The sequence below is a fragment of the Pseudomonas fluorescens group sp. PF-69 genome (genome assembly GCF_054481235.1).
This window is the reverse complement of the sequence record NZ_JBTMNC010000001.1, coordinates 3350432-3372795: the sequence shown is the minus strand read 5'-3', so window position 1 is coordinate 3372795 and position 22364 is coordinate 3350432. Positions and strand designations below refer to the sequence as shown.

The window sequence follows — 22364 nt, the reverse complement described above, 5'->3', positions numbered from 1 at the left end:
GACTCAGATACCCCAGAGAATCTGCACACCCCAGACGAAGTAAGCGAACATCGCAACGCCGCATACTGCCTGGAAAAGGAAACGTACAGCAGTCGCGGACTTGCCGAACGCCATTGGCGTCAGGTAGTCGGTCGCGATGGTCCACATGCCGACCCAGGCGTGAGCGCCAAGGGCAACGAGGGCCAGGAGACTGAAGATACGCATCCAGTTATTGGCGAACAGTTCATGCCACTGGGCATAGCCGAGGCCCGGGTGGGCAACGACGTATCCGATCAGAAAGATGAAGTAAGCCGCGAGAACGACCGCAGACACACGTTGCGCCATCCAGTCATAGAGGCCCGAACGCGACAGGTTCGTGACGTTAGTTACCATATCCAAACTCCTGCCAGAACGATTATCACCACGGAAACGGCGATAACGATTTTCGAGCCCAGCTTGCCGCCTTCCAGCGTTTCACCGATGCCCATGTCCATGATCAAGTGGCGCACACCGGCAACCAAGTGATACAGCAGAGCGGATAGAATGCCCCAAATCACTAGCTTCGCTAGCGGACTGGTCAGACACGCTTTCACCTGACCGAAGCCTTCCTCGGAGCTCAGCGACTTGTCCAATGCGTAAAGCATGATGGCAAGGCACACGAAGAGGATGACACCGGATATACGGTGAAGAATGGACGTGTAAGCAGTGACTGGGAGTTTGATGGTCCTTAGGTCTAGGTTTACAGGTCGTTGGCTTTTCACGGCTTTTTTTTCACACTGAAGAGCCCCTAACAATCAGGGCAAAGTTGTTGGGGAGTGCACTGGTCAGGTAACCACCACCCAGGGAGGCGACCCCCAATAAAGCAAGCCCAAAAGCCCTTGGCGGTCGGTGGCCGAGTATAGACAGTTAGGCTACTAATGACAACGCAATCACCTCACCCAAACAGCGGATTGCGCATCTGACATAAAAGGCGTAAATGGCAGGCAATTTCGAGAAAAAAGTCCGGTTAAAGCCTTCTGGAGCAAGACTTTAGGCAAATTGACATTCGAATTTATCTCACTATAGTGGTGCGGGCCCTGCGTGGGGGGTCTGTCTGATGATTTCAAGCATAAATAGGAGGCCACATGGCTGACAAAAAAGCGCAGTTGATCATCGAGGGCGCAGCCCCCGTCGAGCTGCCCATTTTAACCGGCACCGTTGGTCCCGATGTTATCGATGTTCGGGGCCTGACGGCCACGGGCCGTTTCACCTTTGACCCTGGTTTCATGTCGACCGCCTCCTGCGAGTCGAAGATCACCTATATCGACGGCGACAACGGCATTCTGCTGCACCGCGGCTATCCGATCGAACAGTTGGCTGAAAAGTCGGACTATCTGGAAACCTGCTACCTGCTGCTCAACGGCGAATTGCCGACCGCAGAACAAAAGGCCCAGTTCGTCAGCACCGTCAAGAACCACACCATGGTTCACGAACAGCTGAAGACCTTCTTCAACGGTTTCCGTCGCGACGCTCACCCGATGGCCGTCATGTGCGGTGTAGTCGGCGCCCTCTCGGCCTTCTACCACGACTCCCTGGACATCAATAACCCGCAGCATCGCGAAATTTCCGCGATCCGCCTGGTTGCCAAGATGCCAACCCTGGCAGCGATGGTTTACAAGTACTCCATGGGCCAACCCATGATGTACCCGCGCAACGACCTGTCGTACGCGGAAAACTTCCTGCACATGATGTTCAACACCCCGTGCGAGATCAAACCGATCAGCCCGGTACTCGCCAAGGCCATGGACCGGATCTTCATCCTCCACGCCGACCACGAGCAGAACGCATCGACCTCTACCGTACGTCTTGCCGGTTCTTCGGGTGCCAACCCGTTCGCCTGTATCGCCGCCGGTATCGCTGCACTGTGGGGCCCTGCCCACGGCGGCGCCAACGAGGCCGTTCTGACCATGCTCGATGAAATTGGCGATGTTTCCAACATCGACAAGTTCATTGCCAAGGCCAAGGACAAGAACGATCCGTTCAAGCTGATGGGCTTCGGTCACCGCGTTTACAAAAACCGCGACCCACGCGCTACCGTCATGAAGAAGACCTGCGACGAAGTGTTGAGGGAACTGGGTATCCAGAACGATCCGCAACTCGAACTGGCCATGCGCCTGGAAGAGATCGCCCTGACCGACCCGTACTTCATCGAGCGCTCGCTGTACCCGAACGTCGACTTCTACTCGGGGATCATCCTCAAGGCAATCGGCATTCCAACCAGCATGTTCACCGTGATCTTCGCCCTGGCGCGGACTGTCGGCTGGATCTCCCACTGGAAAGAAATGCTCTCCAGCCCGTACAAGATTGGCCGCCCGCGCCAGCTGTACACCGGCTACGAGTCGCGTGACATCACCAAGCTGGAAGACCGCAAGTAAGACCTGTCTTGCTATAGCGTCTTAGCTGTACCACAAACGGCCTCTGTGTAAGCAGAGGCCGTTTTTGTTTGTGCGCTTGTTGTGTACATATCCGCTTCTTCGGCAACGACCACCTTGGGCTTCGCCCTTACGGCGGGCGACCAAGTCACCAAGCGCTCCCACCCCTGCCGTAACGTCACCTCCCTGGGAGCGGGACAGCGCCCCCCCCCCTGTAGGAGCGAGCCTGCTCGCGATGGACGCCAACGATAACGCGCCCTGTCTGACTGCCCGAGTTATCCGCACTTTTTCGCGAGCAAGTTAGCTCCCGCATCCCTATTGGGCGGATATTCACGGAATCGTGCGATCACCGCCCAATAAAAAATGCCCCGATCTTTCGACCGGGGCATCTTTTACAACTGCGTTACTTATATAAAAGCATCAAGCCTTAGTGCGAAACCGCCCCACTCGCGCCCAGACCAGTCTGCGAGCGAACGAATTGCGGGAAGAACAGCGCCCGCTCGTTGTCTGCCGCAGCCGACTTGTCGGTAATCGAGAAGAACCAGATACCGATGAAGGCAATAACCATCGAGAACAGCGCCGGGTACTCATACGGGAAGATGGCCTTCTCGTGATGCAGGATCTGCACCCAGATGGTTGGTCCAAGGATCATCAAGCCCACGGCACTCACCAGACCCAACCAGCCACCGACCATCGCACCTCGCGTGGTCAGCTTCTTCCAGTACATCGAAAGCAGCAGCACAGGGAAATTACAGCTCGCCGCGATGGAGAACGCCAGGCCGACCATGAACGCAATGTTCTGGCTTTCGAACAAAATACCCAGACCGATCGCCAGCACGCCCAAAATGACGGTGGTGATTTTCGAAACCCGGATTTCGTCCTTGTCGTTGGCCTTGCCCTTCTTGATCACACTGGCGTACAGGTCATGAGACACCGCCGAAGCACCGGCCAGTGTCAAACCGGCAACCACTGCCAGAATGGTCGCGAAGGCTACCGCCGAGATGAAGCCCAGGAAAATGCTGCCACCCACCGCGTTGGCCAGGTGCACCGCCGCCATGTTGTTGCCGCCCAACAGCGCACCAGCCGCATCTTTAAACGCAGGATTGGTGCTGACCAGCAGGATCGCGCCAAAGCCGATAATGAAGGTCAGGATGTAGAAGTAGCCAATGAAGCCCGTTGCGTACAGCACGCTCTTGCGAGCTTCTTTCGCGTCACTCACGGTGAAGAAGCGCATCAGGATGTGCGGCAGGCCAGCGGTACCGAACATCAGTGCCAGACCAAGGGAGAACGCGGAGATCGGATCCTTCACCAGACCGCCCGGGCTCATGATCGCTTCACCTTTAGGGTGAACCTTGATCGCCTCGGAGAACAGAATGTTGAAGTCGAAGTTGACGTGCTTCATCACCATCAGCGCCATGAACGAGGCGCCGGACAGCAGCAACACTGCCTTGATGATTTGTACCCAGGTGGTCGCCAGCATGCCGCCAAACAGCACGTACATGCACATCAGGATACCCACCAGGATCACTGCAACGTAGTAGTCGAGACCGAACAGCAACTGGATCAGCTTGCCGGCACCGACCATTTGCGCAATCAGGTAAAACGCCACCACCACCAGCGAACCACAAGCAGACAGCGTGCGGATCTGGGTTTGCCCGAGGCGGTAGGACGCCACGTCGGCAAAGGTGTATTTACCCAGGTTACGCAGGCGCTCGGCGATCAGGAACAGAATGATCGGCCAGCCCACCAGAAAACCGATCGAGTAGATCAGGCCATCGTAGCCGGAGGCGAACACCAGGGCGGAAATACCCAGGAAGGACGCTGCGGACATGTAGTCACCGGCAATTGCCAGACCATTCTGCAAACCGGTGATATTGCCACCCGCCGCATAGTAGTCAGCCGCCGACTTGTTGCGTTTGGAAGCCCAGTAGGTGATGCACAGGGTCGCGCCGACGAACACCACGAACATCAGAATCGCGGCAACGTTCAGCGGTTGTTTATGTACTTCGCCGGTCAGGGCTTCGGCCGCCCAGGCGCCAGGTGCAAAAGCTGCGATGCTCAATAGAGCCATTAGACGCCGGATCATTGCTGAGCCTCCTTGAGAATCGCATTGTTCAGGTCGTCGAATTCGCCATTGGCGCGTCGTACGTAGATACCGGTCAGGACGAAGGCCGAAACAATCAGCCCGACGCCAATCGGTATGCCCCAGGTAATCGAAGATTCCGGGCTGATTTTCGCACCCAGAATATGCGGCCCATAGGCAATCAAAAGGATGAATCCGGAGTAAAGCCCTAGCATGATCGCCGAAAGAATCCAGGCGAATCGTTCTCTCTTGCTAACCAGCTCCTTGAATCGCGGGCTGTTTTGAATCGAGAGGTAAATGCTGTCGTTCATTGTTTTTATCCTCGCAGCACAGATTTAGTTGGAACGATATCCACTGTATGCGGCTGCGAGCCAGGTTCCAGACGACCTTAGTCTTAGAACGACATGACGTTTTCGCCAATTTCCGGCCGATAAAAAACAGCCGTCACCCGACATTAATCCTTCAGAAATAAAAAGGGCCGCCCGACATGGATATCGGGCGACCCTGCATTGCGCGGATTAGACGCTTGCTTGGCGATTACTTGGTCCAGTCGGCAACACGCTCCGGGTGTTTCGCCACCCAATCTTTTGCGGCGACTTCTGGCTTGGCGCCATCCTGGATCGCCAACATGACTTCACCGATTTCGTCTTTCGAGGCCCATTGGAAGTTCTTCAGGAACTTGGCCACTTCGGGTGCTTTAGTTGCCAGTTCCTTGCTGCCGATGCTGTTCACGGTTTCAGCCGCGCCATAAACACCTTTCGGGTCTTCCAGGAAGCGCAGTTTCCATTTGGCGAACATCCAGTGCGGCACCCAACCGGTGACGGCGATGGATTCGTTTTTCTTCTCGGCACGGGTCAGTTCGGCAATCATGCCGGCGCCGGAACTGGCCTTGAGTTGATAGCCGGTCAGGTCATAGTCCTTGATCGCCTGCTCGGTCTTGAGCATGACACCCGACCCTGCGTCGATGCCGACGATGCGATTCTTGAAGCTTTCATCGGTTTTCAAATCAGCCAGCGACTTGGCCTTGACGTACTCCGGCACGATCAGACCGATTTTCGCGTCCTTGAAGTTCGGACCGTAGTCGACCACTTGATCTTTGTTCTTGGCCCAGTAATCGCCATGCGTCACGGGTAGCCAGGCCGACAGCATGGCATCGAGTTTGCCGGTTGCCACGCCCTGCCACATGATCCCGGTCGCAACGGCTTGCAGCTTCACGTCATAACCGAGTTTCTGCTTGATCACTTCTGCCGCTACGTGAGTGGTCGCGACGCTGTCGGACCAACCGTCAACGTAACCGATGCTCAGGGTCTTGCTCTCGGCATTGGCGAATGTGGAGCCAATCGCAAGTACCAGAGCGGCACTTGCACCTAAAAGTCGTCGCATCTTCATCGTTACTTCCCCGAAAGTGCTGCGCTCGACGGATGCCGAGTCGCGTCAACGTATTGTTATGGTGCACAGCGCCCCCATCACGCCCACCGCAAACCCGTTCGATCATCAGCGCGTTTATCAACGAGGGTACTGACGCCTCCGATAATCAACCTGACGACAAGGGCGACCTGCTCTGCCAGCGACCTCAAGACATCGAGAAACGACATCAGAAAGCCATTAATCCGTGGCCCCGCACACTCGCCGCTCAATCCGCCCGAACTTTGCATGTCAAAATCATGCGGGCCACCAAGCACACGGCAAATGCAGGTAACATGCGCCGCTTTGCTCCCAGACGGCCTGATCATGCCTGCGACATCTCGCTTCCCTTTTTTCGCTTATCTTTTCGCCTGCCTGCTGGGCCTCTTTGCCCTCTGTGGTTTCTGGTACGGCCTCGGCAAACCGGTGATTCTGCCGGACGTCGCCAGCGCGACGCACAAGCTGCAATGCGCCTCCTACACCCCCTTCGACAAGGACCAATCGCCGTTCGATCAGCCGTTCAAACTGCACCCCGAGCGCATGGACGCCGACCTCGCCCTGCTGGCGACCCGTTTCGAGTGCATCCGCACCTACTCGATGACCGGTCTTGAGGCGCTGCCGGACCTGGCGCGCAAGCACGGGTTGAAGCTGATGATCGGCGCCTGGGTCAACAGCAATCCGGTGGACACCGAAAAAGAAGTCGACCTGTTGATCGCCTCGGCCAACGCCAACGCGGACGTGGTCACGGCGGTGATCGTCGGTAACGAAACCCTGCTGCGCAAGGAAGTCACCGGCGCGCAACTGGCGAAGCTTATTAATAAAGTCAAAAGCCAGGTCAAACAGCCTGTCACTTATGCCGACGTCTGGGAGTTCTGGCTCAAGCACCCGGAAATCGCGCCAGCCGTGGATTTCCTCACCATCCATTTGCTGCCCTATTGGGAAGACGATCCTTCGAACATCGACGCCGCCCTGCAACATGTGGCCGAAGTGCGCCAGGTGTTCGGCAACAAATTCGCCCCCAAGGACGTGATGATTGGCGAAACCGGCTGGCCAAGCGAAGGTCGCCAGCGTGAAACCGCTTTGCCGAGCCGGGTCAATGAAGCCAAGTTCATTCGCGGTTTCGTCGCCATGGCCGAGCAGCAGGGCTGGCACTACAACCTGATCGAAGCCTTCGACCAACCGTGGAAGCGCGCCAGCGAAGGTGCGGTCGGCGGCTACTGGGGACTGTTCGATGCCGATCGCCAGGACAAGGGCGTGCTGGCCGGGCCGGTGACGAACGTGCCGTACTGGTCGCAGTGGCTGGTGGTGGGTGGCTTGATCTTCCTCGGTACGCTGATCCTTGGCGGTCGCGTGCGCAGTACTCGCGCTGCGCTGGTATTGCCGCTGCTGGGGGCCCTGGCCGCCTGCGCGATAGGTGCCTGGGGCGACCTGGCGCGAGTTACCACGCGCTTTGGCAGTGAATGGCTTTGGGTTGCCTTGCTGACAGCGTTGAACCTGTTGGTCCTGGCCCATGCGGCGCTGACGCTGAGCCCGCGCACCGGTTGGCGTGGATGGGCGTTCAATGCGCTGGAACGACGAGCGGGTTGGTGGGTGGCGACCACAGGGTTCGCTGCTGCAGTGATGATGCTGGAAATGGTGTTCGACCCACGCTATCGCAGCTTCCCGAGCGTCGCATTCATCGTGCCGGCACTGGTTTATCTGTGCCGCCCAGTCAGTGTGCCGCGCCGCGAAATCGCCCTGCTGACCTTCATCATCGGTGCCGGTATTGCGCCGCAGTTGTATCGCGAGGGTTTGCAGAACCAGCAGGCCTGGGGCTGGGCGCTGGTGAGCGTGTTGATGGTAGCCGCGTTGTGGCGCTGCTTGCGGGTACGCAAGAGCTGATCTTCGTGACAGCTACCCGCCCTTTCGCGAGCAGGCTCGCTCCCACACCCGATCTTCAGTGCTCACAGATTTTGTGTACGACAGAGATCAATGTGGGAGAGAGCCTGCTCGCGAAGGCGGATTATCAGGCGCTGGCTGACGCCCTGACCAACCGCAACCCGGCAATCACTACCGCAAAAACCGCCAGGGTCGTGTTGTACAGCGCCAGCGCCGGAAACCCGAACACCAGCGCCAACACCGCCAACCACCACCCTGCCCGCCCCGGCAGCAAGAAACCGATCACCGCAGCCACCAACGCACTCCAGCCCAATACGTTGAAGTGAATCATCAAACCCAGATTCGAACGGACCTGGCATTCCCAACGACTCGCCTCATCCACGCAGATGCCCACCCATTGTGCATCCTCCATGAAACCGTAACGCGCGCCATAACTGGCGGCCAGCCATACAGGCAGCAAAACAAGCAGCAAAATCACGGGCAGACGACGGGACATGAAGCACTCCAATAAGCGAAAAACGGCGGCCAGCTTAATCGCCCGACAGCCTTACGCAAGCGCTAACAACAGTTAACTGGTCATTCAATCGCTGCAACCTGTATCGTCCGGCTACTATTACTTCGAAATCAGGCCTGTTTGGTGCCGATGCGTGGCACTTTGGCGCAAATTCAATGGTCATAGCCTGCGAACTTCATTCGACACCTTTTTTAAGGGATCCAGTCATGCTCCGTTCCTTGCGCTTCGCTGCCCTGTTTGGCGGCCTGATATTAAGTGCGTCCGCAATGGCGGTCGATATCGACGCCGCCAGTTATGGCTTCCCCTTGACCAACCCGTTCGAGGCGACCATCGCCACGACGCCTCCGGACTTGCGTCCCGAGCTGCCGCTGGACGACGACATCCATCAGTCGGATCGCAGCATGACCTTGCGCCCGGAGCGGGCATTCAACTTGCCGGACAACTTCTGGGCGGTAAAGAAACTCACTTACCGCATTGCCACCCAGGATAAAGCCGCACCGCTGATCTTCCTGATCGCCGGCACCGGCGCACGCTATGACAGCAGCATTAACGAATACCTGAAAAAGCTCTACTACAAGGCCGGCTATCACGTGGTGCAACTGTCGTCGCCCACCAGCTTCGACTTCATCAGTGCCGCCTCACGCTTCGCCACGCCGGGCATCAGCAAGGAAGATGCCGAAGATATGTACCGGGTGATGCAAGCCGTGCGTGCGCAAAACCCCGGCGTCCCCGTGACCGATTACTACCTGAGCGGCTACAGCCTGGGCGCCCTGGATGCGGCCTTCGTCGCGCACCTGGACGAGACCCGCCGCAGCTTCAACTTCAAGAAAGTCCTTCTGCTCAATCCGCCGGTGAATCTCTACACCTCGATCACCAACCTCGACAAGCTGGTGCAGACCGAGGTCAAGGGCATCAACAACACCACTACGTTCTACGAGCTGGTGCTGAACAAACTGACCCGCTACTTCCAGCAGAAAGGCTACATCGATCTCAACGATGCACTGCTCTACGACTTCCAGCAGTCCAAGCAGCACCTGAGCAACGAACAGATGGCCATGTTGATCGGCACTTCGTTCCGCTTCTCGGCGGCCGACATTGCCTTCACCTCTGACCTGATCAACCGCCGGGGCCTGATTACCCCACCGAAGTACCCGATCACCGAGGGCACCAGCCTGACGCCTTTCCTCAAACGCGCGTTGCAGTGTGACTTCGACTGCTACATCACCGAACAGGTGATTCCGATGTGGCGCGCCCGCACCGATGGCGGCAGCTTGCTGCAACTGATCGACCAGGTAAGCCTGTACGCGCTGAAGGACTACCTGCACGACAGCCCGAAAATCGCCGTCATGCATAACGCCGACGACGTGATCCTCGGCCCTGGCGACCTCGGTTTCCTGCGCAAGACCTTTGGCGATCGCCTGACCCTTTATCCGCTGGGCGGCCATTGCGGCAACCTTAACTACCGCGTCAACAGCGACGCCATGCTGGAGTTCTTCCGTGGCTAAATACCTCCTGCTTATCGCTGCGTTGCTCTGTGCCGGCACGGCCAACGCCGACAACAGCAAAGCCAACGCCCCGGTTGTGGTCGATAGCGACGGTTTCAAGGAACCCCTGAGCAAACTCAAGATCAATCCGGGGCTGGATCAGCGTGAATTCGAACGCTCTACGCTCAGCGCGCTGAACGTCTACGATCCGCTGGAACAGTGGAACCGCCGCGTGTACCACTTCAACTACCGGTTCGATCAGTGGGTATTCCTGCCGGTGGTCAACGGTTATCGCTACGTCACGCCAAGCTTATTGCGCACGGGGGTCAGCAACTTCTTCAACAACCTCGGCGACGTACCGAACCTGTTGAACAGCCTGTTGCAGTTCAAGGGCCACCGTTCGATGGAAATCACCGGGCGCCTCCTGCTCAACACCACCATCGGCATCGCCGGACTTTGGGACCCGGCCACCGCCATGGGCCTGCCCCGCCAGGACGAAGACTTCGGCCAGACCCTGGGCTTTTATGGTGTGCCGGGCGGTCCCTACTTTGTCTTGCCGATCCTCGGACCTTCGAACATCCGCGACACCGGCGGGCTGGTGGTGGACTTCAGTGCGGAGTCGGCGATCAACTACCTGAACGTCTCTGAAGTCAGCTCCAACCATCCGGAAATCTGGGTACTGCGCGGCATCGACAAGCGCTACCAGACCAACTTCCGCTATGGCCAACTGAACTCGCCGTTCGAATACGAGAAGGTACGCTACGTGTACACCGAGTCGCGCAAATTGCGGATTGCCGAGTAACTCCAGGCACGACAAACGACTGTGGGAGCGAGCTCGCTCCCACAGTCATAGGTGTTTCTGTTGAAAGGAACCCTGACCTCAGCCCTTAAGCCATTTCCAGATTTTGCTGACAGCCATCACCCCCACCAACACCACCGCCCCTGCCACAATCCCCGCCGCCGCATTGAGCAACACCGGCACGATAAAACCGGCACCGCCCGCGCCCGCGCCGACCTCTTCGATCCAGTGATGCACCACCGGCACACCATGGGTCAGGATGCCGCCACCGACGAGAAACATCGCCGCCGTACCGATCACCGACAGACTTTTCATCATGTACGGCGCCGCGCGCAGAATACCGCCACCGATGCGCTTGGCCATCTGCCCGGGCTTTTGCGTCAGCCACAGGCCCAGATCATCGAGCTTGACGATGCCCGCCACGAGCCCGTAGACGCCAATGGTCATGACGATGGCAATGCCCGAGAGCACGATCACCTGCTGGGTCAGCGACGCACCGGCCACGGTGCCGAGGGTGATGGCAATGATTTCCGCCGACAGGATGAAGTCGGTACGAACGGCGCCCTTGATCTTGTCCTTTTCGAACGCCACCAGGTCGACCGCAGGGTCTGCCACCGCCTCAACCAGTTCGGCGTGCTCGGCCTGGTCTTCAGACTTGCTGTGGAGGAACTTATGGGCGAGTTTCTCGAAACCTTCGAAACACAGGTAAGCACCGCCCACCATCAACAATGGCGTGACCATGAACGCGCTGATGGCCAGTGCCGACGGCACCAGGATCAGCTTGTTGATGAACGAGCCCTTGGCAACCGCCCATACCACCGGAATTTCCCGCTCGGCACGCACACCGCTGACCTGCTGGGCATTGAGCGCCAGATCGTCACCGAGCACGCCGGCGGTCTTCTTGGCGGCCATCTTGGTCATCAACGCCACGTCGTCGAGTACGGCGGCGATGTCGTCGATCAGCACCAGCAAACTGCTTCCTGCCATGAATTGGATTTCCTTCTTGAATGAATGGCGTGCAGCATAGCGCGGCCGAGCGCCGCACGGCGCATTCTTGAGCGCCGCCAAAGGCCGGTGCTACCATGCGCAACCGCCAGTACAGGCAAGGAACCACCTGGTTTATGAGCACTATCCGCGAGCGCAACAAACAACTGATCCTGCGTGCCGCCAGTGAAGAATTTGCCGACAAAGGCTTCGCTGCGACCAAAACCAGCGACATCGCAGCCAAGGCGGGATTGCCCAAGCCCAACGTCTACTACTATTTCAAATCCAAGGAAAACCTCTACCGCGAGGTGCTGGAAAGCATCATCGAGCCAATCCTGCAGGCTTCGACCCCCTTCAACCCCGAAGGCGTGCCCAGCGAAGTGCTGAGCAACTACATCCGCTCGAAAATCCGCATCTCCCGTGACCTGCCGTTTGCCTCCAAGGTGTTCGCCAGCGAAATCATGCACGGCGCCCCGCACCTGAGCGCCGATTTGGTCGAGCAGCTCAACAGCCAGGCCAAACACAACATCGACTGCATCCAGACCTGGATCGACCGCGGCCAAATCGCCCCGATCGACCCCAACCACCTGATGTTCAGCATCTGGGCCGCGACCCAGACCTACGCCGACTTCGACTGGCAAATCACCGCCATCACCGGCAAGGCCAAGCTGGATGAAGAAGATTATGAAGCCGCGGCGCAGACGATCATCCGGTTGGTGCTCAAAGGGTGTGAGCCGGACTGAAAGACCCTGGTGCTGCTACCGCCGGCAAGCCTGCTCCGACGGGATTCTGTGTTGAATTCAAACTCTGTGAACGACACAAATACTTGTGGGAGCTGGCTTGCCAGCGATGAAGGCGACTCGGTGCGGCCTCAAACCCAAATGGCATCCCATAGCGGATAATCACCAAGCTTCTCGACCAATCCAGCTCGCAACGGGTTAGCCACCACATACCGTGCCATTTTCACCAAATCTTCATCCCGCCGCAGCGCTCGGTCATGAAACCCTTGCTGCCAAAGCGCCCCGCTCCTTCCGCTGTATAAGTTCACCTCTCTAGTAATCAGAGACTTCGTCTCACGCATCAGTCTGCGCAGGGAACAGTTTTCCAATTCGACCAGCCAATGGAAATGGTCGGGCATGACTATCCAAGCCAGAGAATTCGCCAACCCAATATTTTGTGCTCGGCGAAATTGATGAACAACCAATCTGCCCAGAGCAAAGTCGGAAAAGATCGGTTCACGATGAAGTGTGTTGGTTGTCAGTAGATAGATTCGATTTGGCTCGACATAACGGCCAGTTCGCAGACGACTTGAAGCGGGAAGACCAGGCAATCCATTGCCCCCTGATGATGAGTTCATCAGAAGGCTAGACCGCAGTTATGCGATTGGCAGGTTCCGCTTTTTATCTTGATGTATCTGGAGTTCGCCATCGCTGGCAAGCCAGCTCCCACAAGGTTTTATGTCGTTCGCGGAATTTCGACTCTACGCACGATCCTGGGAGCTGGCTTGCCAGCGATGACTTTCGATCAAACGCCGAAGATCAAGCCACAACCCCCGCATCCGCCCTCAACCCCAACGCCTCAATCGCAGTGATCGCACACTGCTCATCGACATCCGACAGATCGCCGCTGATCCCTACCGCCCCCAGCACTTTCCCCTCCTGATCCCGAACCAGCACACCACCCGGTGCCGGCACGACGCTGCCCTGGCCCAGGCTGTTCAACGCAGCGATAAACGCCGGGCGTTGTTGTGCGTCCAGCGCCAGCAGGCGCGAGCCTTTGCCCAGCGCAATGGCGCCCCAGGCTTTGCCGATGGCAACGTGCGGGCGCAGCAGGCTGGCGCCGTCTTCGCGTTGCAGGGTGATCAGATGCCCACCGGCATCCAGTACCGCAATGGTCAACGGTGCCGCGCTGATTGCACGCCCCGCGGTGATGGCCTCGTTGACCAGGTTGACTGCGACTTTCAAGGTTAAAGCGCTCATGGTGCCGTCCTCATTTTGTTTTTCGGAAAGCCGTTGGACTGCCTCGATGCACTGCAGTCCGATGCGACAAATAGAACACAATGAGTTATTTTTTTGTATACAATAATTATCAAAAATCGCCACATGCGACGAAAAGCCACACTGAATAGGGCTTCCGACGAATGAAACAACCGCTTGAGAAAATGGATTGACCTGCGCCGTCCGCCGTGAATACACTCTGCGCAAAGCCACTTGTATACAATTACAAAACGTAAAGAGGCACAAAACCATGAGCAAAATGAGAGCAATCGAAGCCGCCGTTCTGGTGATGCGCCGTGAAGGGGTTGATACCGCTTTTGGCATCCCCGGTGCCGCCATCAACCCGCTGTACTCCGCCCTGCAAAAGGTCGGCGGCATCGATCACGTCCTCGCCCGCCACGTTGAAGGCGCGTCGCACATGGCCGAGGGCTACACCCGCACCAAGGCCGGCAACATCGGCGTGTGCATCGGCACTTCCGGCCCTGCCGGCACCGACATGGTCACCGGGCTCTACAGCGCCTCGGCCGACTCGATTCCAATCCTGTGCATCACCGGCCAGGCACCCCGCGCCCGTATGCACAAGGAAGACTTCCAGGCTGTCGACATCACCAGCATCGTCAAGCCAGTCACCAAGTGGGCAACCACGGTCCTGGAGCCGGGCCAAGTGCCTTACGCGTTCCAGAAAGCGTTCTACGAAATGCGTTCCGGCCGTCCTGGCCCGGTCCTGATCGACCTGCCGTTCGACGTACAGATGGCCGAAATCGAATTCGATATCGACGCCTACCAGCCACTGCCGCTGGCCAAGCCGACGGCGACCCGTGTTCAGGTCGAGAAAGCGTTGGCCCTGCTCGATCAGGCCGAGCGTCCATTGCTGGTGGCCGGTGGCGGCATCATCAACGCCGATGCCAGCGATCTGTTGGTTGAATTCGCTGAACTGACCGGCATCCCGGTCATCCCGACCCTGATGGGCTGGGGCACCATCCCGGACGATCACCCACTGATGGTCGGCATGGTTGGCTTGCAGACTTCGCACCGCTACGGCAACGCCACGATGTTGAAATCCGACGTGGTGCTGGGTATCGGTAACCGCTGGGCCAACCGTCACACCGGTTCGGTGGATGTCTACACCGAAGGCCGCAAGTTCATTCACGTCGATATCGAAGGCACGCAGATCGGCCGCGTGTTCACCCCGGACCTGGGCATCGTTTCCGACGCCGCTGCCGCGCTGACCGTGTTCATCGAAGTCGCTCGCGAATGGCAAGCCGCCGGCAAGCTGAAAAACCGCAGCGCCTGGCTGCAGGATTGCCAACAGCGCAAGGCCAGCCTGCAGCGCAAGACTCACTTCGACAACGTGCCGGTCAAACCGCAGCGCGTGTATGAAGAGATGAACCAGGTGTTCGGCAAGGACACTTGCTACGTCAGCACCATCGGTCTGTCGCAGATTGCCGGCGCGCAGTTCCTGCACGTCTACAAGCCGCGTCACTGGATCAACTGCGGTCAGGCCGGCCCGTTGGGCTGGACCATTCCGGCGGCACTGGGTGTGGTCAAGGCTGACCCGGACCGCAAGGTTGTCGCGCTGTCGGGCGACTATGACTTCCAGTTCATGATCGAAGAACTGGCGGTGGGCGCGCAGTTCAAACTGCCCTACATCCACGTTGTGGTGAACAACTCGTACCTGGGGCTGATCCGTCAGGCGCAGCGCGGCTTCGACATGGACTACTGCGTGCAGCTGTCCTTCGATAACCTGAACGCGCCGGAACTCAACGGCTACGGTGTCGATCACGTCGCGGTTGCCGAAGGCCTTGGCTGCAAGGCGCTGCGCGTATTCGAACCGGCTCAGATCCAGCCTGCCCTGCGCAAGGCCCAGGAGCTGATCGAAGAGTTCAAGGTGCCGGTGATCGTTGAGATTATCCTGGAGCGCGTGACCAACATTTCCATGGGTACCGAGATCAACGCCGTCAACGAATTCGAAGACCTGGCGCTGGTTGGCAACGATGCACCGACGGCGATTTCGTTGCTCGATTAACTATTGATCAATACCCCTGTGGGAGCGAGCTTGCTCCGGGCGGCGTTCCGGCGATGAGGCCGGCACATTCAGCATCCATGTTGTCTGGCACACCGCTATCGCGAGCAAACTCGCTCCCACAAGGGGCATGACAAATTTACAGGAGACCACCATGCCGCGTTTCGCAGCCAACCTGTCCATGCTGTTCACCGAACAGGACTTTCTCGCCCGCTTCGAAGCCGCCGCCAAGGCCGGTTTCACTGGCGTGGAATACCTGTTCCCGTACGACTTCAGCTCCGCCGAAATCAAGGCCAAGCTCGACGCCAACGGTCTGACCCAAGTGCTGTTCAACCTGCCGGCCGGTGACTGGGCCAAGGGCGAACGCGGCATTGCCTGCCTGCCGGACCGGGTCGAAGAGTTCCGCGCCGGTGTCGACCTGGCGATCGCTTACGCACAAGTACTGGGCAACACCCAGGTCAACTGCCTGGCCGGAATTCGCCCACAAGGCATAGACGACACCACCGTGGAAAAAACCTTCGTCGCCAACCTCAAGTACGCGGCCGACAAGCTGCAGGCGGCGGGCATCAAACTGGTGATGGAAGCGATCAACACCCGCGACATCCCCGGCTTCTACCTGAACAACACGGCGCAAGCCCTGTCGATTCGCGAGCAGGTCGGCAGCGCCAACCTGTTCCTGCAATACGACATCTATCACATGCAAATCATGGAAGGCGATCTGGCCCGCACCCTGCAATCGCACCTGGCCGAGATCAACCACGTGCAGCTCGCGGACAACCCGGGGCGTCACGAACCAGGCACCGGTGAAATCAACTACCGCTTCCTGTTCGAACACCTGGACCGCATCGGCTATCAGGGCTGGGTCGGCTGCGAATACAAGCCGTTGACCACTACCGAAGCAGGCCTGGGCTGGCTGAAAACCCATAACGCGATCTGACACAAATCCTGTGGGAGCGAGCCTGCTCGCGAAGAGGCCGGCACATTCAACATCTATGTTGCCTGGCACACCGCTATCGCGAGCAGGCTCACTCCCACAAAAAGCAGTTCCCTATTTGCTTGAGCAAGACAAAAACAAGAGGATTTTCTCATGGCTAAAATCGGATTTATCGGCACCGGCATCATGGGCCACCCAATGGCGGCGAACCTGCAGAAAGCCGGTCACAGCCTGTTCCTGTCGGCGCACCACGACGCCGCGCCTGCCGACCTGGTCGCCGCTGGCGCCGTTACCCTGGCGAACCCGAAAGAAGTGGCCCAGGAAGCCGAATTCATCATCGTCATGGTGCCGGATACCCCGCAGGTCGATGACGTGCTGTTCCGCGCCGATGGCGTTGCCGCCGGCGTTGGCAAAGGCAAAATCGTGATCGACATGAGCTCGATCTCGCCGACCGCCACCAAGGCTTTCGCTGCCAGGATCAACGAGAAAGGCGCCCAGTACCTCGACGCGCCGGTGTCCGGCGGTGAAGTCGGTGCCAAGGCTGCAACCCTGAGCATCATGGTCGGTGGCGACGCCGATGCCTTCGAACGTGCCTTGCCGCTATTCCAGGCCATGGGCAAGAACATCACCCTGGTCGGTGGCAATGGCGACGGTCAAACCGCGAAAGTGGCCAACCAGATCATCGTGGCCCTGAACATCCAGGCCGTGGCCGAAGCCCTGCTGTTCGCCTCGAAAAACGGTGCCGATCCAGCCAAGGTGCGTGAAGCGCTGATGGGCGGTTTCGCCTCCTCGAAGATCCTCGAAGTACACGGCGAGCGCATGATCAAGGGCACCTTCGATCCGGGCTTCCGCATCAGCCTGCATCAGAAGGACCTGAACCTGGCCCTGCAAGGCGCCAAGGAGCTGAACATCAACCTGCCGAACACCGCCAACACCCAGCAAGTGTTCAGCACCTGCGCGGCCATCGGTGGCAGCAACTGGGATCACTCGGCACTGATCAAAGGCCTGGAGCACATGGCGAACTTCTCGATTCGCGACAAAAAATAAAGCCTGCACAAATCCCTGTGGGAGCGAGCCTGCTCGCGAAAGCGGTTGCACATTCAACATCCATGTTGGCTGACACACCGCCTTCGCGAGCAGGCTCGCTCCCACAAGGAATCTGAGTTGCCCTTTCGAATAACAAGAATTCTCGGGAGCCCGCCATGTCGGTCGATCCGCAACAATTCCTGCGCGAGCTGTTCGCCACTGCCATCGACGCTGCCCATCCGCAGCAAGTCCTCGAAGCCCATTTGCCCAAAGATCGCAGCGGTCGGGTGATCGTCATCGGTGCCGGCAAAGCCGCGGCGGCCATGGCCCAGGTGGTCGAGCGCCGCTGGCAGGGTGAAGTGTCCGGCCTGGTCGTGACGCGTTACGGCCATGGCGCGCCCTGTGAAAAAATCGAAGTGGTCGAAGCCGCGCACCCGGTACCGGATGCAGCCGGCCAGGCCGTGGCCAAACGGGTATTTGAACTGGTCAGCAACCTGACCGAAGCCGACCGCGTGATCTTCCTGCTCTCGGGCGGGGGTTCCGCGTTGCTCGCCCTGCCCGCCGCCGGTATCACCCTGGCCGACAAGCAGTCGATCAACAAAGCCCTGCTCAAATCCGGCGCGACCATCGGCGAGATGAACTGCGTGCGCAAGCACCTCTCGGCGATCAAGGGCGGGCGCCTGGGCAAGGCCTGCTGGCCCGCCACCGTCTATACCTACGCGATTTCCGATGTACCGGGCGACCTCGCCACGGTCATCGCCTCCGGCCCCACCGTGGCCGACCCGAGCACGTCGGCCGAGGCGCTGGCGATTCTCAAGCGCTACGCCATCGAAGTTCCGCCGTCCGTGCGCACCTGGCTGCAAAGCCCGGAATCGGAAACGGTCAAGCCCGGCGACCCAAGCCTGGCCCGCAGTCATTTCCAGTTGATCGCCCGCCCGCAACAATCGCTGGAGGCAGCCGCCGTGAAATGCCGCCAGGCCGGCTTCAGCCCGCTGATTCTCGGCGACCTTGAAGGTGAATCCCGCGAGGTGGCCAAAGTCCACGCCGGCATCGCCCGCCAGGTGGTCCTGCATGGGCAGCCATTGCCGGCGCCGTGCGTGATCCTCTCGGGTGGCGAAACCACCGTGACCGTGCGCGGCAATGGCCGGGGCGGACGCAACGCGGAATTCCTGCTCAGCCTGACCGACAGCCTCAAGGGCCTGCCCGGTGTCTACGCGTTGGCCGGTGACACCGATGGCATCGACGGCTCCGAAGACAATGCCGGCGCGATCATGACCCCGGACAGTTACGAGCGTGCCGCCGCCCTCGGCTTGAGCGCCAGTGACGAGTTGGACAACAACAATGGTTACGGCTACTTCGAGGCGCTGGACGCACTGATCGTCACCGAGCCGACCCGCACCAACGTCAACGACTTCCGCGCCATTCTGATTCTCGAGAGCCCAAAACCATGACGCCTGATAAAAAGGTCAAAATCCTCGCCACCCTCGGACCTGCCACCGACGGAATCGACGACATCCGCGAGCTGGTGCAGGCCGGGGTCAACATCTTCCGCCTGAACTTCAGCCACGGCGATCATGCCGACCACGCCCAGCGCTATCAGTGGATCCGTGAAGTCGAGCGCCAGCTGAATTATCCGCTGGGCATCCTGATGGACCTGCAAGGCCCGAAACTACGGGTCGGCAAGTTCGCCGAGGGCAAGGTGCAACTGGTACGCGGTCAGGCCCTGCGCCTGGACCTTGACACCACGCCGGGCGATGAGCGCCGGGTCAACCTGCCGCACCCGGAAATCATCGCCGCGCTGGAGCCGGGCATGGACCTGCTGCTGGACGACGGCAAGTTGCGCCTGCGGGTGGTCACCAAGTACGCCGACGCCATCGACACCACCGTGCTCAATGGCGGCGAACTGTCGGATCGCAAAGGGGTGAACGTGCCGCAAGCGGTGCTCGACCTGAGCCCGTTGACCGCCAAGGATCGCCGCGACTTGAGCTTCGGTCTCGAACTCGGTGTGGACTGGGTGGCCCTGTCGTTCGTGCAACGTCCGGACGACATCCGCGAAGCCCGCGCCCTGATCGGCGACAGAGCGTTCTTGATGGCCAAGATCGAAAAACCATCGGCGGTCACCCAACTGCGGGAAATCGCCGAGTTGAGCGACGCGATCATGGTTGCCCGCGGTGACCTCGGCGTGGAGGTGCCGGCCGAAAGCGTGCCGCAGATCCAGAAAAACATCATCAGCACGTGTCGCCAGCTCGGTAAACCGGTGGTGGTGGCCACCCAGATGCTCGAATCGATGCGCTTCTCGCCGGCCCCGACCCGCGCCGAAGTCACAGACGTGGCCAACGCCGTGGCCGAAGGTGCGGACGCGGTGATGCTGTCGGCGGAAACCGCCTCCGGTGAATACCCGCTGGAAGCCGTGCAGATGATGAGCAAGATCATCCGTCAGGTGGAAAACGGCCCGGACTACCAGACCCAGCTGGACGTCAGCCGGCCGAAAGCCGAAGCGACCGTTTCCGATGCGATCAGTTGCGCGATCCGTCGCATCAGCAATGTGCTGCCGGTGGCGGTCCTGGTCAATTACAGCGAGTCTGGCGCGTCGACCCTGCGAGCGGCACGGGAGCGGCCGACGGTGCCGATCCTCAACCTGACGCCGAACCTGCAAACCGCCCGTCGCCTGAGCGTGGCGTGGGGCGTGCACTCGGTGGTCAACGATCGCCTGCGCCAGGTCGATGAAGTCTGCTCGACGGCGCTGGAAATCGCCCAGGCCCAGGGCATGGCCCAGCGTGGCGACACGTTGTTGATCACGGCAGGTGTGCCGTTCGGGCAACCGGGGTCGACTAACTCGTTGCGCATCGAGACGTTGATCTAGAGCGCCCATGCCGGCCTCATCGCCAGCAGGCTGGCTCCCACATTGGTTTTGTGTCGATCACGGAATCAAAATTGAACTGAGATTCGGTGTGGGAGCCAGCCTGCTGGCGATCAGCCGGGGTCGCGCTCGACCGACTCGCTCCCTTTGACTTTCAGAACTGCCATGCCTGCCAACCACTTCAACACCCATTGCCCCGATTGGGCGACGGCCTTGCTCAATGGCTTCAGTCAGATATTCCTCCAGCGTCATCCGCTGTTCGGTCTGCTGTGCCTGCTCGCCATTCTGTTTACCGCACCCGCCCTGCTCGGCGGCGCGCTGCTCGGCGGCGTCGCCGGGTTGCTCACCGCGCAACGTCGTGGCTACGCCAAGGCCGATCGCCAGGCCGGGCTGTTCAGTTACAACGGCGTTTTGCTCGGGTTGTTGCTGAGCCTCTATTTCCCCTGGTCGGCCATGCTGCCGCTGGTGATCATCGCCTGCGGCGGGCTGAGTGCGATGCTCACCCAACAGTGGCTCAAGCGTGCCCGGCTCAGCCAATGCCTGCCCGCCTACACCGCACCCTTCGTGATCTTGAGCTGGGTGTTGCTGTGCTTTGCTACGCCCTCGACCCAGGCGCATTTGATCGAAATCAACACGCTGAACATGCTCGCTGCACCACTCAAAGGCTTGGGTCAGGTGATGTTCCTCGGTCAGCCGCTGGCCGGTGCGATCATCGCCGCCGGCTTGCTGATGGCTGACCGTCGCGCATTCTGCTGGGCGTTGTTGGCATCTGTCGCGGGCATGGGCTGGAGCCTGCTGCACCATGACTTCTATACCGCCCTGCTCGGCCTCGGTGGCCATAACGCCGTGCTCGTCGCCCTTGCCTTCAGCACGCAGCGCCAGCCGCCGTGGCTGCCAGTGGTCGGCATTGCGTTAGCGCTGCTGCTGACACCGATCTTTGCCACGATCGGTCTGCCCACGCTGACCGCGCCGTTCATCCTCGCCGGCTGGCTGGTCCGTTCGGTGGCTCAAGTGTTCGGCAACGCCATGGATGCCTCTGTGCCTTGCGCTCCCGGGGAGAATCGACCTAGGCTGCGTTGATTCTCGAGTCAGGCGTTATCCATGGACAGCAGCACTAAAAATTGGCGTGAACAACTCTACGTCATGATTTTCCAGACCGACACCAAGGCCGGTCGGCGTTTCGACGGCATTCTGCTGTTGATCATCCTCGCCAGCCTGGTGGTCGTGATGCTCGACAGCATCGATGCGGTGCACCAGAACTACGCCGATATGCTGGCGTATATCGAATGGGGTTTCACGGTCATCTTCGCCATCGAATATGGCCTGCGCCTGTACTGTTCGCCCAAACCGCTGCGCTACGCCTTCAGCTTTTATGGCCTGGTGGATCTGCTGGCCATCGTGCCCGGCATTCTCGCGTTGTATTACAGCGATGCGCAGTACCTGCTGATTATCCGAATCATCCGGATGCTGCGGATTTTCCGCGTACTCAAGCTCAGCCCTTACCTGAAACAAGCCAACTACCTGATGTCCGCCCTGCGCGGCAGCAAGCAGAAAATCGTGGTGTTCCTGGTCAGCGTCTGCACGCTGGTGACGGTGTTCGGTACGCTGATGTACGTGATCGAAGGCCCGCAAAATGGCTTCACCAGCATCCCCAAAGGCATCTATTGGGCTATCGTGACCCTGACCACCGTAGGCTTCGGCGATATCGTGCCGAAGACGCCGCTGGGGCAGGTGGTTTCCTCGCTGGTGATGATCACCGGTTACTCGATCATCGCCGTACCGACCGGCATATTCACCGCTGAACTGGCCAACGCCATGCGGGGTGAAAACCTTGACCACGATTGCCCTGTGTGCCGGAAAAAAAGCCATGAACCCGACGCCGCGTTCTGCTCTCGTTGCGGCAATGCATTGTTCAAGAAAATGGAATAAGCAAAGTACTTTTTAATCTTTAAAGGACTATGCGCGCCCGGCTATAGTCGCTGGCAAAT

The 22364-nt window shown here is 59.3% G+C and carries 21 protein-coding genes; 12 read left to right on the top strand and 9 right to left on the bottom strand.

Annotated elements, in window-relative coordinates; genetic code table 11:
* Nucleotides 1-3: 3 nt before the first annotated feature.
* Nucleotides 4-372 (bottom strand): succinate dehydrogenase, hydrophobic membrane anchor protein, encoded by a 369-nt coding sequence (sdhD, locus tag ACX3YF_RS15690; RefSeq protein WP_090324185.1) that lies wholly within the window; start codon nt 370-372, stop codon nt 4-6.
* Nucleotides 366-740 carry a succinate dehydrogenase, cytochrome b556 subunit gene (gene sdhC, locus ACX3YF_RS15685; RefSeq protein ID WP_130203747.1) on the bottom strand — a complete coding sequence of 125 codons (375 nt, stop codon included), beginning with the start codon at nt 738-740 and terminating at the stop codon, nt 366-368. Before sdhC ends, sdhD begins: the two co-directional genes overlap by 7 nt.
* A 363-nt stretch (nt 741-1103) precedes the next feature.
* On the opposite strand from sdhC, the gene gltA reads away from it, so the two are divergent.
* Entirely contained in the window at nt 1104-2393 is a 1290-nt protein-coding gene (gltA, locus tag ACX3YF_RS15680) for a citrate synthase (RefSeq protein WP_130203748.1), read from the top strand.
* A gap of 424 nt (nt 2394-2817) precedes the next feature.
* Here gltA and ACX3YF_RS15675 read toward each other — a convergent pair whose 3' ends face one another.
* The 3 genes from ACX3YF_RS15675 to ACX3YF_RS15665 all read right to left on the bottom strand — a co-directional run bounded on the left by ACX3YF_RS15675 (nt 2818) and on the right by ACX3YF_RS15665 (nt 5862).
* On the bottom strand, nt 2818-4476 hold the full coding sequence (locus tag ACX3YF_RS15675) for a cation acetate symporter (RefSeq protein WP_130203749.1): 1659 nt from the start codon (nt 4474-4476) through the stop codon (nt 2818-2820).
* On the bottom strand, nt 4473-4784 hold the full coding sequence (locus ACX3YF_RS15670) for a DUF485 domain-containing protein (RefSeq protein ID WP_007939152.1): 312 nt from the start codon (nt 4782-4784) through the stop codon (nt 4473-4475). Before ACX3YF_RS15670 ends, ACX3YF_RS15675 begins: the two co-directional genes overlap by 4 nt.
* Before the next feature lie 226 nt (nt 4785-5010).
* A complete protein-coding gene (locus tag ACX3YF_RS15665) occupies nt 5011-5862 on the bottom strand; it encodes a glycine betaine ABC transporter substrate-binding protein (protein WP_130203750.1) in 852 nt (283 codons plus the stop codon).
* A gap of 300 nt (nt 5863-6162) precedes the next feature.
* On the opposite strand from ACX3YF_RS15665, the gene ACX3YF_RS15660 reads away from it, so the two are divergent.
* Nucleotides 6163-7758, top strand: coding sequence for a glycoside hydrolase family 17 protein (locus ACX3YF_RS15660; protein WP_448647298.1), 1596 nt, complete (start codon nt 6163-6165; stop codon nt 7756-7758).
* Between the two features lie 124 nt (nt 7759-7882).
* Here the strand turns inward: ACX3YF_RS15660 and ACX3YF_RS15655 are convergent, their stop codons facing one another.
* Nucleotides 7883-8251 carry a hypothetical protein gene (locus ACX3YF_RS15655; RefSeq protein ID WP_196586287.1) on the bottom strand — a complete coding sequence of 123 codons (369 nt, stop codon included), beginning with the start codon at nt 8249-8251 and terminating at the stop codon, nt 7883-7885.
* A gap of 224 nt (nt 8252-8475) precedes the next feature.
* Here ACX3YF_RS15655 and ACX3YF_RS15650 point away from each other — a divergent pair, with 224 nt between their 5' ends.
* Together ACX3YF_RS15650 and ACX3YF_RS15645 are read left to right on the top strand one after the other, a co-directional pair.
* Nucleotides 8476-9774 carry a serine/threonine protein kinase gene (locus tag ACX3YF_RS15650; RefSeq protein ID WP_130203754.1) on the top strand — a complete coding sequence of 433 codons (1299 nt, stop codon included), beginning with the start codon at nt 8476-8478 and terminating at the stop codon, nt 9772-9774.
* Nucleotides 9767-10555: an MlaA family lipoprotein gene (locus ACX3YF_RS15645; protein ID WP_130203755.1), complete on the top strand. Its 789-nt coding sequence runs from the start codon at nt 9767-9769 to the stop codon at nt 10553-10555. The genes ACX3YF_RS15650 and ACX3YF_RS15645 overlap by 8 nt, the downstream gene beginning before the upstream one ends.
* 78 nt (nt 10556-10633) lie before the next feature.
* On the opposite strand, the gene ACX3YF_RS15640 is transcribed toward ACX3YF_RS15645, so the two are convergent.
* Complete coding sequence (locus ACX3YF_RS15640) at nt 10634-11539, bottom strand: DUF808 domain-containing protein (RefSeq protein ID WP_458973901.1); 906 nt, start codon at nt 11537-11539, stop codon at nt 10634-10636.
* A 134-nt stretch (nt 11540-11673) separates the two neighbouring features.
* On the opposite strand from ACX3YF_RS15640, the gene ACX3YF_RS15635 reads away from it, so the two are divergent.
* Entirely contained in the window at nt 11674-12279 is a 606-nt protein-coding gene (locus tag ACX3YF_RS15635) for a TetR/AcrR family transcriptional regulator (RefSeq protein WP_090464078.1), read from the top strand.
* A gap of 128 nt (nt 12280-12407) precedes the next feature.
* On the opposite strand, the gene ACX3YF_RS15630 is transcribed toward ACX3YF_RS15635, so the two are convergent.
* The gene (locus ACX3YF_RS15630) at nt 12408-12866 is read right to left on the bottom strand and encodes an REP-associated tyrosine transposase (RefSeq protein ID WP_130203838.1); all 459 of its coding nucleotides are present in this window, start codon (nt 12864-12866) and stop codon (nt 12408-12410) included.
* 208 nt (nt 12867-13074) lie between these two features.
* On the bottom strand, nt 13075-13515 hold the full coding sequence (locus tag ACX3YF_RS15625) for a GlcG/HbpS family heme-binding protein (RefSeq protein ID WP_130203757.1): 441 nt from the start codon (nt 13513-13515) through the stop codon (nt 13075-13077).
* 268 nt (nt 13516-13783) lie between these two features.
* Between ACX3YF_RS15625 and gcl the strand changes: the two genes are divergently transcribed.
* The 7 genes from gcl to ACX3YF_RS15590 all read left to right on the top strand — a co-directional run bounded on the left by gcl (nt 13784) and on the right by ACX3YF_RS15590 (nt 22305).
* On the top strand, nt 13784-15559 hold the full coding sequence (gene gcl, locus ACX3YF_RS15620) for a glyoxylate carboligase (protein ID WP_047531913.1): 1776 nt from the start codon (nt 13784-13786) through the stop codon (nt 15557-15559).
* A 151-nt stretch (nt 15560-15710) separates the two neighbouring features.
* Nucleotides 15711-16493 carry a hydroxypyruvate isomerase gene (gene hyi / locus ACX3YF_RS15615; protein WP_448647299.1) on the top strand — a complete coding sequence of 261 codons (783 nt, stop codon included), beginning with the start codon at nt 15711-15713 and terminating at the stop codon, nt 16491-16493.
* Between the two features lie 150 nt (nt 16494-16643).
* Nucleotides 16644-17537 (top strand): 2-hydroxy-3-oxopropionate reductase, encoded by an 894-nt coding sequence (locus tag ACX3YF_RS15610; protein WP_130203758.1) that lies wholly within the window; start codon nt 16644-16646, stop codon nt 17535-17537.
* A 155-nt stretch (nt 17538-17692) separates the two neighbouring features.
* Nucleotides 17693-18967 carry a glycerate kinase type-2 family protein gene (locus ACX3YF_RS15605; RefSeq protein WP_448647300.1) on the top strand — a complete coding sequence of 425 codons (1275 nt, stop codon included), beginning with the start codon at nt 17693-17695 and terminating at the stop codon, nt 18965-18967.
* Nucleotides 18964-20379, top strand: coding sequence for a pyruvate kinase (pyk, locus tag ACX3YF_RS15600; RefSeq protein WP_090324211.1), 1416 nt, complete (start codon nt 18964-18966; stop codon nt 20377-20379). Before ACX3YF_RS15605 ends, pyk begins: the two co-directional genes overlap by 4 nt.
* A 162-nt stretch (nt 20380-20541) precedes the next feature.
* A complete protein-coding gene (locus tag ACX3YF_RS15595) occupies nt 20542-21456 on the top strand; it encodes an urea transporter (protein WP_448647301.1) in 915 nt (304 codons plus the stop codon).
* Between the two features lie 21 nt (nt 21457-21477).
* Nucleotides 21478-22305 carry an ion transporter gene (locus ACX3YF_RS15590; protein WP_448647302.1) on the top strand — a complete coding sequence of 276 codons (828 nt, stop codon included), beginning with the start codon at nt 21478-21480 and terminating at the stop codon, nt 22303-22305.
* Nucleotides 22306-22364: the final 59 nt, after the last annotated feature.

What these genes read in the sequence shown, in the direction of transcription:
- ACX3YF_RS15655 (WP_196586287.1), bottom strand. Translation starts at nt 8,251, where the DNA reads ATGTCCCGTCGTCTGCCCGTGATTTTGCTGCTTGTTTTGCTGCCTGTA.
- hyi (WP_448647299.1), top strand. Translation starts at nt 15,711, where the DNA reads ATGCCGCGTTTCGCAGCCAACCTGTCCATGCTGTTCACCGAACAGGAC.
- ACX3YF_RS15675 (WP_130203749.1), bottom strand. Translation starts at nt 4,476, where the DNA reads ATGATCCGGCGTCTAATGGCTCTATTGAGCATCGCAGCTTTTGCACCT.
- ACX3YF_RS15590 (WP_448647302.1), top strand. Translation starts at nt 21,478, where the DNA reads ATGGACAGCAGCACTAAAAATTGGCGTGAACAACTCTACGTCATGATT.
- ACX3YF_RS15610 (WP_130203758.1), top strand. Translation starts at nt 16,644, where the DNA reads ATGGCTAAAATCGGATTTATCGGCACCGGCATCATGGGCCACCCAATG.
- sdhD (WP_090324185.1), bottom strand. Translation starts at nt 372, where the DNA reads ATGGTAACTAACGTCACGAACCTGTCGCGTTCGGGCCTCTATGACTGG.
- ACX3YF_RS15665 (WP_130203750.1), bottom strand. Translation starts at nt 5,862, where the DNA reads ATGAAGATGCGACGACTTTTAGGTGCAAGTGCCGCTCTGGTACTTGCG.
- ACX3YF_RS15650 (WP_130203754.1), top strand. Translation starts at nt 8,476, where the DNA reads ATGCTCCGTTCCTTGCGCTTCGCTGCCCTGTTTGGCGGCCTGATATTA.
- ACX3YF_RS15605 (WP_448647300.1), top strand. Translation starts at nt 17,693, where the DNA reads ATGTCGGTCGATCCGCAACAATTCCTGCGCGAGCTGTTCGCCACTGCC.
- ACX3YF_RS15595 (WP_448647301.1), top strand. Translation starts at nt 20,542, where the DNA reads ATGCCTGCCAACCACTTCAACACCCATTGCCCCGATTGGGCGACGGCC.
- ACX3YF_RS15635 (WP_090464078.1), top strand. Translation starts at nt 11,674, where the DNA reads ATGAGCACTATCCGCGAGCGCAACAAACAACTGATCCTGCGTGCCGCC.
- pyk (WP_090324211.1), top strand. Translation starts at nt 18,964, where the DNA reads ATGACGCCTGATAAAAAGGTCAAAATCCTCGCCACCCTCGGACCTGCC.
- ACX3YF_RS15670 (WP_007939152.1), bottom strand. Translation starts at nt 4,784, where the DNA reads ATGAACGACAGCATTTACCTCTCGATTCAAAACAGCCCGCGATTCAAG.
- ACX3YF_RS15660 (WP_448647298.1), top strand. Translation starts at nt 6,163, where the DNA reads ATGCAGGTAACATGCGCCGCTTTGCTCCCAGACGGCCTGATCATGCCT.
- ACX3YF_RS15640 (WP_458973901.1), bottom strand. Translation starts at nt 11,539, where the DNA reads ATGGCAGGAAGCAGTTTGCTGGTGCTGATCGACGACATCGCCGCCGTA.
- gcl (WP_047531913.1), top strand. Translation starts at nt 13,784, where the DNA reads ATGAGCAAAATGAGAGCAATCGAAGCCGCCGTTCTGGTGATGCGCCGT.
- gltA (WP_130203748.1), top strand. Translation starts at nt 1,104, where the DNA reads ATGGCTGACAAAAAAGCGCAGTTGATCATCGAGGGCGCAGCCCCCGTC.
- ACX3YF_RS15625 (WP_130203757.1), bottom strand. Translation starts at nt 13,515, where the DNA reads ATGAGCGCTTTAACCTTGAAAGTCGCAGTCAACCTGGTCAACGAGGCC.